Origin of the sequence: Shewanella sp. 1CM18E (genome assembly GCF_023161665.1) — a bacterium.
Taxonomy (GTDB): domain Bacteria; phylum Pseudomonadota; class Gammaproteobacteria; order Enterobacterales; family Shewanellaceae; genus Shewanella.
This window is the reverse complement of the sequence record NZ_JALNTW010000004.1, coordinates 222,605-236,099: the sequence shown is the minus strand read 5'-3', so window position 1 is coordinate 236,099 and position 13,495 is coordinate 222,605. Positions and strand designations below refer to the sequence as shown.

6 protein-coding genes are annotated in these 13,495 nt (G+C 46.0%); 1 reads left to right on the top strand and 5 read right to left on the bottom strand.

Annotation, left to right across the window (positions count from 1 at the left end; all coding sequences use genetic code 11):
- Positions 1-10: 10 nt before the first annotated feature.
- The 5 genes from napA to MSG37_RS08235 all read right to left on the bottom strand — a co-directional run bounded on the left by napA (position 11) and on the right by MSG37_RS08235 (position 7,661).
- Positions 11-2,491, bottom strand: a complete 2,481-nt coding sequence (gene napA / locus MSG37_RS08255) for a nitrate reductase catalytic subunit NapA (protein WP_248470115.1) — start codon at positions 2,489-2,491, stop codon at positions 11-13.
- Positions 2,481-2,756: a chaperone NapD gene (locus tag MSG37_RS08250; RefSeq protein WP_248470114.1), complete on the bottom strand. Its 276-nt coding sequence runs from the start codon at positions 2,754-2,756 to the stop codon at positions 2,481-2,483. Before MSG37_RS08250 ends, napA begins: the two co-directional genes overlap by 11 nt.
- A 546-nt stretch (positions 2,757-3,302) precedes the next feature.
- Positions 3,303-4,445 carry a lipocalin-like domain-containing protein gene (locus tag MSG37_RS08245; RefSeq protein WP_248470113.1) on the bottom strand — a complete coding sequence of 381 codons (1,143 nt, stop codon included), beginning with the start codon at positions 4,443-4,445 and terminating at the stop codon, positions 3,303-3,305.
- Positions 4,442-7,000 (bottom strand): FtsX-like permease family protein, encoded by a 2,559-nt coding sequence (locus MSG37_RS08240; RefSeq protein WP_248470112.1) that lies wholly within the window; start codon positions 6,998-7,000, stop codon positions 4,442-4,444. The genes MSG37_RS08245 and MSG37_RS08240 overlap by 4 nt, the downstream gene beginning before the upstream one ends.
- Complete coding sequence (locus MSG37_RS08235; RefSeq protein ID WP_248470111.1) at positions 6,993-7,661, bottom strand: ABC transporter ATP-binding protein; 669 nt, start codon at positions 7,659-7,661, stop codon at positions 6,993-6,995. The genes MSG37_RS08240 and MSG37_RS08235 overlap by 8 nt, the downstream gene beginning before the upstream one ends.
- Positions 7,662-8,070: 409 nt before the next feature.
- On the opposite strand from MSG37_RS08235, the gene MSG37_RS08230 reads away from it, so the two are divergent.
- Positions 8,071-13,383, top strand: coding sequence for a PAS domain S-box protein (locus MSG37_RS08230; RefSeq protein ID WP_248470240.1), 5,313 nt, complete (start codon positions 8,071-8,073; stop codon positions 13,381-13,383).
- The last annotated feature ends 112 nt before the right edge of the window (positions 13,384-13,495 follow it).

Below are 13,495 nucleotides of genomic sequence, written 5' to 3'. Positions count from 1 at the left end.
AGTGGAAAGCTTATGCTTTCATCACTTTAACTGGACACTTCTTGAAGTCTGTCTCTTTTGACAGCGGATCAGTCGCATCAAGTATTAACTTGTTGACCAGCTGACGCGCATCGAAGAATGGCATAAACGCCACGCCTCTAGGCGGCTTGTTGCGGCCTTTTGTTTCAACACGGGTTTTCACTTCGCCGCGAGGAGACGCCACAATCACTTCATCACCACGTTTAAGACCACGGGCTTTAGCGTCTTCAGGATGCATAAAGATCTGTGCATCTGGGTAAGCGCGGTAAAGCTCTGGCACACGTGCTGTCATTGAGCCTGTATGCCAATGCTCAAGTACACGACCGGTTGATAACCAGATATCGTATTCTTCATTCGGCTCTTCAGCTGCAGGCTCATAAGGCAGAGCGAAAATAACCGCTTTACCGTCTGGCTTGCCGTAGAAGTCAAACTCTTCACCGTTCTTCACATACGGGTCGCCTTTTGAGAAGCGGCGTAGGGTTTCTTTACCATCAACCACAGGCCAGCGTAGGCCGCGCGTCTCATGGTAAGCATCAAAATCAGCTAAATCGTGAGCGTGACCGCGACCAAACTGAGCGTATTCTTCGAATAGGCCTTTTTGTACATAGAAACCAAATGCCTCAGCTTCGTCGTTAAACTCGCCTTTACAATCGCTTGTTGGGAATTTGTTAACTACGCCGTTGGCGTAAAGCACGTCAAATAGGGTTTTATCAGCAAGTTCAGGTTGCTTAGCAATTAGCTCTGCAGGCCAAACTTCAGACACTTTAAAGCGCTTAGAGAACTCCATTAGCTGCCACAAGTCAGATTTAGCGCCTTCCGGTGCTTTAACTTGCTGATGCCACATGTGAGTACGGCGCTCTGCGTTACCGTAAGCGCCTTCTTTTTCTACCCACATCGCTGTTGGTAGAATCAAGTCGGCTGCCATTGCTGTGACTGTTGGGTATGGATCAGACACTACGATGAAGTTCTCTGGGTTACGGAAACCTGGGTACATTTCATCGTTAATGTTTGGACCCGCTTGCATGTTGTTGGTACACATGGTCCAGTAACAGTTCAGCTTGCCATCTTTAAGCATACGGCTTTGCAGTACCGCGTGGAAACCAGGCTTAGGCGGAATAGTGCCTTCTGGTACTTGCCATAGTTTTTCGGTAATCGCGCGGTGCTTAGGATTATTTACTACCATGTCTGCTGGTAAACGGTGCGCAAACGTACCGACTTCACGAGCAGTACCACAAGCAGAAGGCTGACCTGTGAGCGAGAACGGGCTGTTACCAGGGGTGGCAATCTTACCGGTGAGTAAGTGGATGTTGTAAAGCATGTTGTTGGCCCACACACCACGGGTGTGTTGGTTAATACCCATGGTCCACAAGCTCATCATCTTCACGTTTGGATCAGCATAAGCTTTAGCCATAAGCTCTAGCTTTTCTGGCTCAACACCACTCATTTCAGCTGCGTATTCTAGCGTGTAAGTGCTTACGAATTTAGCGTACTCATCGAAGCTGATTGGTGCGAACTTGCCGTTGCCTGGGTTTTTGGCTTTTTTCTCAAGCGGATGATCTGGACGCAGACCGTAACCGATATCGTCAGTACCTAATGCAAAAGTGGTGTGCTTATTAACGAAGTCTTTGTTGACGGCATCGTTTTGAATGATGTAGTTGGCAATGTAGTTAAGGATCACCAAGTCAGACTGTGGACGGAACACCATCGCGTTGTCAGCTAAATCGAAGCTACGGTTTTCGAACGTCGATAACACATGCACGCGACTTGTTGGGCTGCTTAAGCGGCGATCTGATAGACGCGCCCATAGGATTGGGTGCATCTCAGCCATATTGGCGCCCCAAAGCACGAATTGGTCTGCAGCTTCTAAGTCATCGTAACAACCCATTGGCTCATCGATACCAAAGGTACGCATAAAGCCAACAACCGCTGACGCCATACAGTGACGCGCATTTGGGTCGATGTTGTTAGTTAAGAAACCAGCTTTATGTAGTTTAGAGGCGGCATAACCTTCCCATACTGTCCACTGGCCAGAACCAAACATACCAACTGCTGTTGGGCCTTTGGTTTTAAGGGTGTTTTTCCACTTGTCAGCCATGATGTCGAAAGCGCTATCCCAGCTGATTGGGGTAAATTCACCTTCTTTATCGTATTGGCCGTCTTTCATGCGAAGTAGCGGTGTGGTTAGACGATCTTTACCGTACATGATCTTAGAAAGGAAGTAGCCTTTAATACAGTTAAGGCCTTTGTTAACAGGGCTTTCAGGGTCACCTTTGGTGGCGACCACTTTGCCATTGTCTGTGCCCACAAGCACACTACAACCTACGCCACAAAAACGACAAGGTGCTTTGTCCCACTTGATGCTATCTTTTTGCTCTGCAGCTTCAACTATCTTAACTGGCAGAGTCGCACCTACGGCTGTTGCAGCGGCAACGGCAGCGTTGGCTTTTAGAAACTCGCGACGGCTAATGCTCATGGTGTTCCTCACTCTTTTTTTCTACTGGATCGACTTGATGATAAATTAGACTGCTATTTAACACGCCTTCTAAGGCGTTAATCGCTTCAACGCTATCGAGGATGGCGCGTTGGGTGTCACCTTCTACGGTGACCACAAACTTACCTTCATCAGTAACGGCATGGATTTCGGTGCCATTAAGAGCAGAAATACTGCTATTAATCTCGGCAACAGCATGTGGCGCGGCATGCACAACTAAGCTGGTAATGTGAAATTCTTGGCTCATCTGTTTACCTTTTATTGGCCGGTAAATAACTTAGGTTGAAGTCGGTTAGCTGCTATCTACCAAGGTTAATATCGAGTCTAGACCTCATATAAATTGTGGGTATACCTCACAAGAGGTAATGAGAGTTTTTGTCGACCAAGATCAACTTTTTGGTGGTGATCTAGTTCTCAATTTTACTAATAAATATTAGGCGGCTGTTCGAAATTTGTCCATCTAAAATGTTAGCTTGCGCTACATTAAAAAACCAAGATATTCAAAAGCTTGGTTAATGAGAATGGTTCGTATTTGCTGGTCGTGAAAATGCCAAAAAAGCCAATGTTATTAACCTTAATTCACTCAGTTCTATGGCTAAATCGATGCTGTGGTGATCAGTTTTGAGTATTGAAAATTGATAGGGTTGTTATGAGGCAAACAGTCTAACTTGCCTCATAAGATATAGTCTGATTGCGCGCGCATATTTGACGGCGAGTATAGAGCTTGAAAAGTGCTTGCTAGTATCGTTATCTAATTGGTTGGTTACCAATCGCTCCCGAGTCGAGCAAGTGATTAGTAACCGGTTAGCTCCATATAACCCATACCGCTATGGCTGCCCGAAATCGTTATTGGTCCTTCCCAGTAGGGCACTGATAACGGCATGTTAGCATCAGCATTTAGCGCTTGGGTGGATATCTTTATCGACTCAGATTCAATGCTAATATCCCAAGCCACTGGATAACGGCCTGATTCGGTTTGTTGCCAGTCAGTGGCAGTCATTGAGATCTGGTCGCTACTAATAAGCGTGCCGCTGCCATCTGGATACATGCGCTTAGCACTGTAAAAGTCTTGCTGTTTACCGCTATTATCTCTTAGTTGAAACAGCATTAATGCTGAGCCGTCATTCAGCCTGAGTGCAAACCAATCCCAGCCTTGTTGAGTCTTAGATAAAAACTGTGAGCTCCACTCTCTATCTAGCCAGGCATCGCCGCTAACTTTAATGGTTTTGCCATTACGTTCTATACTGCCACTGACTTGAATAAAAGGCTGGCTATAGTAGTAGCTCGCTACCGTACCTGTGGCATTCTTACGGCTATAGCCGTTATCGCCTTGCAGTTGAAAAGGTGCCTGACTGTTGAGTTGCAATTGGTAGCTAAAATCCGCTGTAGTGACATTAAGCGTTGCAGGAAACAGTTGCTGATTGTTACTGCGCCACTGCCAATCATCCTGCTGGATAATCAAAGGATTGGCTTGTGTGCCAGAAAAGTTAGCGTTACCTCTAGACCATCTTTCAGCAGCCAAATGCTCATTTGTTGAGGTGAGAGCTGTATGAGACATATAAAGCTGCTCAGTCTGCCAACTGTTTGTGGGACTTACTCCCTTCGCGCTTACTTCTGTTGTCTTTTCTGTTGTCTTTTCTGTTGTCTTTGGCGGCGCTAAGGCGATGCGAAATTGAGTCCACTGCATACCAAGTTGTTCGCCGGTTTCAGTGGTAAGGTTGGCAGTTAGGTACCACCATTCTTGGCGAAAACTATCATGGGCCTGATGATCTTCTGGAAAACTCAATGTTATTCCGGGCACTACCGGGCTGTAACCGTCAGTGTCACCATCTAATAGTTGCCCCATGCCTGCTGTCGGCTTTTCGCTATTATTAAAACAACCGCTAAGCAAGACGCAAGGCAGTAAAGCGAGTAACGCGTAGTTAACGGGCTTCATAATGCCTCCTGCTGCAAACTGCTTATCAGTGGTTTTCGGGTCTGCCATAACAAAGGCAAAATCACTGCAATTGCGCTAGCAATTATTGCGATAACCAGCACTCTAAAATAAGCCTGCCAATCCCATACCATGGCGATACTCCAGCCAAATGCTTGCAAGGTCACTTTATTAATCAGCAAGTAACCCAGTAGTGCTCCCGTTGGTAAGGCCAATAAACAGGTAAACAGCACGATTAATAACATTTGCCCTGACACTAAAGCGCGCAGTTGATTGCGGCTGACTCCTAATGCATACAGCCTAGCGAGTGGGGCTTGCCGCGCTTGAGTCAGCATTAAGCAGGCGCTGAATAAGCCTATGGCTGCAACCAGTAAGGTTAAGCTGTTTAACACTAACGTAATCGAGAAGGTGCGCTTAAAAATCTCCAATGCCCGTTGTTTGATTTTGGTTTGGTTGTACATTTGCGCTTCGCTAAGCGAAAGTTCTTGCTGTAATAGAGTTTCCAGTTCGCCAATGTTATTAGCGTAGCTAGCGGCAATACTAGTCGGCAGTTCAGATAAAGCTAGCTGTTGCCAAGTTGTTTGGCTAACAATGACTTGGCCTAGTGGATCACCATAATCATAAAAAATGGCACTTATTAATAGCGGCTCAATGTTTGCTTGTTCAAATTCAGGTAAGTTGATTTGGTCGCCCACATTGAGCTGGTATTTTATCGCCAGCGGTTCACTGATCATGACGCTTTTGGCATCGAAGAATGATTGCCAGTGATTATTGCTGCTCACTTTAATTTGATTGCTATTACGCAAAGAGTGGTCATCGCGAGTCATCAAACTCAGTGGCACCTGTTGATACTGACTGTTGTGGACCCACTGGCCAAAAATGGCCGTGACTTTAGGCAGCTCAGCTAGTAGTTCTTGGGTTTGCAATACTTTGTCGCTAGGGGGGCGAATATACAGATCAGCATAGAGTCTATCATCGAGCCAATGTTTTAAGGTGATTTCAAAGCTGCCGACCAAAGTATTCATCGAGATATTCGCTGTCAGGGCAAGCAACATCGCCATCATGGCTAAAGACAGCGGTGCAATCAGTTCTTTGCTTTCGGCAACGGCATAACGCCACAGACCATTACGGGTAAAGCGCTCAACTAACGAGATCCCGATTTGCAACACCAGTGGCAACAATAATGGGATCGCTATGGTCACCACGCCCAGCAAGGCTAAGCTATATTGAAAGTTATCGGTGAGCGGAAACAGTAGCGCGCTACCACCGAGCAGAAATAGGGCAATGATAAAGAGTTTTTTGTGTTGTTTTTTGGCTTGGCTTTGTTGCTCATAGCGGCTTGCGCTTCGCGCCAAAGGCTGTTTGGCTAAGGTGTTAAATAACGGGTAACAAGCAAGCAAGGCTGAAAAAAAGGTCAACCCTATGGCTTGGTATAACCAGCTCCACTGCCATAAGCCCGGCATTAGCCTTGCGCCGTAGAGCTGCTCTAAGGTCAGGGCAATCATAGGCTGTAGCCAATGGCTGAGCTGTAATCCAAGAATGAACCCGGCAAAAGAGCCGACCAATACTAAGCTAAACAGTTCTATAAGCAATGCCGATAGTAACGCGCGCTGCGGCACCCCTTGTTGTTGCAGTTGTACCAGTAATTTTTGCCGTTTCAATAAGCTATAACGTACACCGTTATAGGCAATAAATAGACCGACCACAAAGGCGAGCAAACTCATGGCGGTTAAATTCAAATGAAAGCTTCGGGTTAAGCTTGTTAGTCCTTCACCTTGATCTTGCTCGGCAAAGTCAAAGTGCTGGCTGGTTTGCTGGGCAAAGGTGTCATTGACTTGTTTGGTCAGGCCATCAGCTTGACCAAATAGCGCAATATAACTGAGTTGCCCCTGACGATTCAGTAGCTGCTGCCCCAGTGAAATATCCATAAAAATGGCATTGCCTAGACCTAGGCTGTCATCTAAGGCAATGACATTGAGCGTCATGCCATTTAGTGTCATCTTGCCAGTTGGCGCAGCATCGTCGGCAAAACTTTGGCTGGTTAATACATAGGGCGCACCCGCGAGTAATTTAGCGAGGGGGATCTCGGCGGACAATAGCGATACGCTTTGCTCTGTACTGTGATTATTAGTCTGTGTTTTGTTGCTGCCGGTAACTTTTTCGCTTTGTATCGACAGCGCTGCAACTAAATCACTGGCTTGTATATCCCAGCGTTGGCCTTGCTTGTCAGTCACTGTGCCATTTAACACTGCGAGTGCTTGCGTGACTCCGGCTCGCCTTAGGGCAAAATAAACCGCTTCATCAATGGATTTCTTACCCGTTGCTGGGGTGAGCAGTAACTGGGCGCGCTGACTGAGGAGTTCGGTTGCTTCTGAGTAACTGCGCACTGCATTTTCGTTAGTGGCTCTAACCCCTATCAGCAGGGTTACCGCTAGGATAATACCCAGCAAAATAGCGCCTGCTTGTAATGGCGACTTTAAGTAGTGGCGCGCAAAGACTGCAAGGCTTAACCCTACGGTTAAGCCAAAACCTGAAGCGTTATTTGAGCTGTTACTCATGGATTTTACCTTGCTCAAGGTGCCAACGCCGCTGCATAAAGCTAGCGCACTCATTACTATGAGTGACCATTAAAATGCTGGTTTGTGACTCAAGGGCAAGTTGAGTCAATAATGCCATCACTTGCTGACCGGCTTTTTCATCTAAATTACCGGTGGGCTCATCGGCTAATAACAGCTGTGGTTTGTGGGCAAGGGCGCGAGCGATGGCTACACGTTGTTGCTGACCGCCCGATAGGGTTTCAACGTTGCGGTCTATCACATCCTTGAGTCCGAGTTGTTGAATGAGGTAGTCACACCAAGGATCCCACTTTTGCTGGTTTAAGCGCAGTGAAAAGGCGATGTTGTTGCGAACATTTAATGGCGTTAATAGATTAAATTGTTGGAATACTACGCCTAAATGCTGACGCCTAAATCGGCTCCAATGCGTGTCTTGCCAGTTTGCGGTGTTGCTTGAATTTAAAAGTAACTCACCTTGGTTGATAAATTCAAAGCCGCCGATGATATTGAGCAGGGTGCTCTTGCCACTGCCGCTCGGGCCGGTGAGGGCAACGGTATCTGCGCGATTAATACAGAGGTTAATCTCATTGAGTACTTGGTGATATTTATCACCATCATCAAACCCTTTTGAGACCTGCTTTAGCCTAACAATCTCACTGCTCATTACAACTCCTGTCGCTGGGCTTTCCCTGAAAGATCTTGATTAATCTACCACGGTTTTAGCCTTATACGTATCTGTTTCGCAATAAGATCTTTAATAGGCTTAAGCCTTTCTAATTGGACTAGCCTTATACAGGCAAAGCGAGTTTTGGTTTAAGTGTACGGTTTAACCTTTGTTGAATAATTAAGCGTTTTTTTGTTGTGATGAGAGAACATCAATGCTAACAATTAACTGTCGTTAGCTAAGCGTACACTGACAACCCCACTATTATTGGCTTTGAGGTGTTAGCTGCAGCGCAATGGGCTTACCTAATATGAAAATGCTAAACAGTGAGCCAGTCTCGCGAGCTAGCGGGTGGGTCATAGCCACTAAAGCCTTAACTGCTACAACAATAAACTTAGCCCTGTGGAAAATGGATATGAGCAGACTTCGAACCTTTCGTAGCCGAATTTTAACGCAAATGGCGCTGCCGTTAATTGCGATAATGGCCGTCGTTTTTAGCGTGAATGCTTGGTTTAATTATCAGGCTGAAGAGCGTGATATTTACACTCACCTTGGTCAAAAAGCTGAAAACGTTGCCTTGCGTATTCAACATTTTTTACAAGGAGCTGAAACTAACACCGCCTCAATTGCAGACTTTTTGGCTCAAGCGGATAAACAGCAATTACTTGCTGATAAGAATAAACTGCATGACATACTGACTCGACGCTTAGACAGACACCCGGATTATTATGGTAGTGCTATCGCCTTCCAACGCTTTTTTATTGAAGATCGTGAGCTCTATGCGCCTTATGTATACCGTAACGATGGTCAGATAGAGTCACTTGATATCGGTGTCGACAGTTATGACTATACCAATGGCGAATGGGACTGGTGGAGCAAAGCCATCGTTAACCAAAATGGTTTTTGGTCAGAGCCTTACCTTGATGAGGGCGCAAGCGATGTCATGATGATCAGCTATTCATTGCCCTTTGGTCAGCCTGCTGCTTTTGATGGCGTAGTAACCGTTGATTTAGGTCTCAACAACCTACCTAGCATGGTGGGGATAGCAGCAAAGCGTTTGGTGATTATCAATGACCGAGAACAGCTAATTTACCATCATAACCGCAGCCTATTACTACAACATAGCGGTGAAAAGTGGCTGTCTCCCTCCAGGAGTAATCAACGTTTTCTCGAATTAGCACGTCAGGGGCAATCAGGATTTACCCACATAGAAGACAGCTTTGGTGAGCGTTATCTTGCAAGCGTTGCCGTGGTGCCTGTGCTTAATTGGCGGGTGATTATCATGACGCCTGAGCAAGAGCTGCATAATGAGTTTCTAAAAGGCTTTTTAACCCTAGCGCTTAATTTAGCGCTGTTCTCTATCATATTGTTTTTGACCGGCTATGTAACAGCAAGCCGATTAACTCGCCCTATTGAAGAACTTGAATCTGGCATTATGGCATTTGGCGCCGGCGATGCTAAACAGTTAGCAAAGCCCAAAGGCGCTGCCAGTGAAATCGTCACCCTAACCGATAAGTTTAATGACATGGCTGAGGTACTAGCGCAGCGAGAAGCGGCGTTGCTAGATTCTCGTGGAAACCGTTTCGCTAAGTTAATTGATGGCATGAGCGATAAGTCGTTTTATTGCTCTTTAGGCGCAAATGGCGAGATTGTTAGAGTTAGCGAAGGAGTTGAAAAGGTGCTTGGCGTATCGCCTGAGTTACTCAAGCGCAAATATCAGCGCATGTTTTCAGATAACCCAATCAATGAACTCAATTGGCAATACATGGATAAGGCATTAAAAGGCGAAAATGTGCCGCCCCATCAAATTGAGATGCTCGACGCTAATGGTGCAATCCGCCATTTAGATGTGTTTATGCAGCCACTGCTGTCAGATCGACAAGAGCTATTGTCGGTTGAGATGTTATTTAATGATGTCAGTGAGCAGTTCTCTGCAGCTGCTTGGTCAAATGCGGTATTGGAGTCAGCGCCTGAGGCGATGTTAATTGTCGATGAGTCTGGCCAGTTAATTTTTAGCAATAGCCGTTGTCAGTTGCTGTTTGGTTATGACGAAGCGCAGATGAAAACCATGACAGTGGATGAGTTGGTGCCAGAAGCGCATCGAGGAGGCCATGCTGCGCAGCGAGCCAAGTTTGTGGCAGAAGGGCGTGATCGCAAAATGGGCGCCGGCATGGGCGCAACTTTAATGGCAATTAAGGCTGATGGAAGTGAGTTTCCGGTAGAGATTAGTCTTGGGTTATTGCCAGAAGATGAAGAGGGTAAGCGACAGGTTGCAGCAACTGTGCGCGACATGACGTTGGAGTTAGCCACAGCGCAACGAATTAAAGACAGTGAAAACCGCTTTCGCGGCCTAGTGACCAATATTCCCGGGGCTGTGTATCGCACACGAATTGGCGAGTCTTGGCTGATGGAATATGTCAGCGATAATATCAGCGATATTACTGGCTTTCCTGCTTCTGATTTTATCGAAAATACCAGCCGCAGTTATGCCAGCTTAATATTGGAGCAGGACAGCGATTTCGCGCGACAGACTATTGAAGAGGCCCTTTTAGAGCAAAAGAGTTTTGAAGTGCAATATCGTATTAAACATCGTGATGGCAGCATTCATTGGGTGCATGAAAAAGGCAAAGCGATTTATGATGATAATGCTGTCGCTCTTTGGTTTGATGGCAGTATTAATGACATCACCAGCAGTAAAATTGCGCAAGAGGAGATCGCGCAGTCTCAGCAGCAACTCGAAACGATTACCGAATCCATTCCAAGTACCGTGTATCAAATGCATTGGTGCAGCAATACCGAGCGTACATTTACCTTTTTATCTAGTGCTTGCATTGCCACTTTAGGGTTTCACCGTGATGAAGTGCTCAATAATTTTGACCGAGTGGCTGAGTGCATTGTCAGTGAAGAGCGATCTCATATTATTGAGGCATTGTCGGGCAAGAGCAGTAAAGGACTGCAGTGGACTGAAGAGTTTAGGTATCGCCACCCAATAGGCGATATTCGCTGGCTACAAGCTGGCGCTCATGGTGACTTACAAGATGATGGCTGTATTATCTGGAACGGCTATCTAATGGATATTACTGACCGTAAACAAATCGATAAGGACTTAGAAGACAGGGAAGCCCACTTTAGAGCGCTGTTTGATAACGCCGGCATCGGCATTGTCAACGTCGACGAGCACGGCATGGTACTAGATTGCAATGAGCAATTTAGTCAATATATGCAGTGCACAACAGAACAGGTAAGAGGCCGCTCTTTCTTTGATTATCAATTTGATGCAGATCGCGATGCCACAAGAGCCTTGTTTAAAGAGCTGACTGTTAACGGCAATGATTGTTTAACCTGCGAAGTGCGTCTAGTTAACCATGCATCTGAATGCATGTGGATGGATTTAACCTTAACGCGATTACAAAACTCCCAAGGTGAGCTTAACTCGGTAGTGTTATCCATGGCTAACATCACCTCATTAAAGCACCTTTCTCAAGAGCTTACCGAGGCGAAAGATAGCGCTGATGCTGCCAATCAAGCTAAGAGTGACTTCTTAGCAAATATGTCCCATGAAATTCGCACACCAATGAATGCCATTATTGGTATGTCTCAGCTTTGTTTGCAGACAGAGCTTGATGCTAAACAGCAAAACTATGTGCAAAAAATTGATAGAGCTTCTAAGTCGCTGCTGGGGATCATTAACGATATTCTTGATTTTTCTAAGATTGAAGCTGGCAAACTTGATATCGAGTCTGTGCCATTTCAGCTCGATACCATGCTTGAAGATCTTAGTGATATGTTCTCAACCAAAGCAGCCGATAAACAATTAGAGTTGCTGTTTGCGGTAGCGCCTAATATTCCAAGGCATCTTAAAGGGGACCCACTGCGCTTAAGCCAAGTACTGATCAACTTAATGAACAACGCGATTAAGTTCACTGAGCAAGGTGAAGTGCTGCTATCGATAAGCCAGCTAGAGCAAGTCGACAATCATATTATGCTCAAGTTTAGTGTGCGTGATAGTGGCATTGGCTTAATGGAAGAGCAGCGCAACAAACTGTTTAAGTCATTTAGCCAAGCTGACACTTCTACTACACGCCGTTATGGCGGCACAGGGTTGGGGCTAGCGATTAGCAAGCAGCTAGTCGAGCTAATGGGCGGTGAAATCGGCGTGGATAGTCAGTTTGGTTACGGCAGTACTTTTTACTTTACCGTGGAGCTCAATGTTGCCGACAAAAAATTATTAAGAGTTAAGCAAGAGGTCGAAGGGATGCGCATTTTAGTGGCCGATGATAACGCCACTGCGCGAGATATATTGCGCACGACTTTAGACAATATGGGCTTTGAAGTTGATGTTGTTAAAAGCGGCGCAGAGGCGGTCGAGCGTTGCCAGAATCAAGACTATCCCGTCGCGCTTATCGATTGGCTAATGCCAGAGATGGATGGGCTGGAAGCGGCGCAAAAAATCTTATCTAGCCATAATAATCCACCTAAAATTCTTATTGTTTCGGCCCATGCCAATAGCGAGTTTACCGAGCAAGTCGCCAACAGTGGTATTGCCGGCTATATCACTAAACCTATTAGCGCCTCACGCTTACTTGACGGCATCATGTCATCTTTGGGAAAAAACGGGGCCATGCCGGTTAGGCGCAGCGGGGTAGAGGTAAGTAAAGAGCTGCTGGGGCAATTAAAGGGCAAGCGGGTGTTATTAGTTGAAGATAACGACATGAACCAAGAGGTTGCCAGCGAGTTTTTAGAGCAAGTTGGCATAGTGTTATCGATTGCTGAAAATGGTCAGGTGGCACTGGAGAAATTGGCGTTACAGAGTTTTGACCTCGTCTTAATGGATTGCCAAATGCCAGTTATGGATGGCTATCAAGCAACGCAAGCCCTAAGAAAACTACCTGGCCTATCAGATTTACCTGTTATCGCTATGACTGCCAATGCCATGGCGGGTGATCGCGATATGTGTTTGCGCGCGGGGATGAATGACCATATCGCTAAACCCATAGAAGTATCACTGTTATATACCACTTTGTTGCACTATTTAGCTGACGACACGAATGCGGAGGTTTCTGCTGAACCTATAGAAAATGAGGCAATCGAAGACATTAATTTTTGGCCTGCTCATGAAGCGATTGATGTTGATAAGGGGCTACAACTGGTACAGAACTCAGTGCGTCTTTATAGGCGGATATTTGAGCGTTTTTACTCTGGTCAAAAAGATATAGCAGCCCAAATTGAGCAAGCGTTAGCCCAAGCTCAAGTCGGTGATGCTATTCGTTATGCTCATACCTTAAAAGGCGTTGCTGGCAACTTGTATTCAGCGCCGTTAGCTGAGCTTGCACGGGGAATAGAAGCTAAGTTAATAGCGTCGGCCACAGCAGATGTTGGTAGCGAACTGACAGAGTTATCAGTGCTTATTGAATCGGTTTGTAACGCCATTGAAGCGTGGAGTGCAAGGTTAAAGCAAGAGCAAGGCTCGGTTGAGCCCTCTGCAAATGAAACGCTTATGTCTGAGTCTGAATTGAGTGAAGCTATCGCTCGCTTATTGCAGATGTTAGAGGAGGCGGATGCCGATGCTGTGGAGCAAATGCACACGATTCGCAATTATGTACCAGAGTCGTTATGGCAAAAAATGAGCCCTGCAGTCAGCATGGTTAATAGCTATCAATTTGATGAGGCCGCAGAGCTGATTGAAGTGTTATTTAAAGCGCGAGGTAAGGCTAATGAGTGAGCATAGTCGTTTAAAGCTGACATTAAAGATTTGCCTACTGAGAAACTTTGCTTGGCTATACTAGATAAGTAACTGGCTTTGAATGAAAGGTTTTTAGTCTAAAGGGTTGCGC

Excerpts from the sequence above, each read along its gene's own strand:
- MSG37_RS08240 (WP_248470112.1), bottom strand. The coding sequence starts at position 7,000 with ATGAGTAACAGCTCAAATAACGCTTCAGGTTTTGGCTTAACCGTAGGG.
- MSG37_RS08230 (WP_248470240.1), top strand. The coding sequence starts at position 8,071 with ATGGATATGAGCAGACTTCGAACCTTTCGTAGCCGAATTTTAACGCAA.
- MSG37_RS08245 (WP_248470113.1), bottom strand. The coding sequence starts at position 4,445 with ATGAAGCCCGTTAACTACGCGTTACTCGCTTTACTGCCTTGCGTCTTG.
- MSG37_RS08235 (WP_248470111.1), bottom strand. The coding sequence starts at position 7,661 with ATGAGCAGTGAGATTGTTAGGCTAAAGCAGGTCTCAAAAGGGTTTGAT.
- MSG37_RS08250 (WP_248470114.1), bottom strand. The coding sequence starts at position 2,756 with ATGAGCCAAGAATTTCACATTACCAGCTTAGTTGTGCATGCCGCGCCA.
- napA (WP_248470115.1), bottom strand. The coding sequence starts at position 2,491 with ATGAGCATTAGCCGTCGCGAGTTTCTAAAAGCCAACGCTGCCGTTGCC.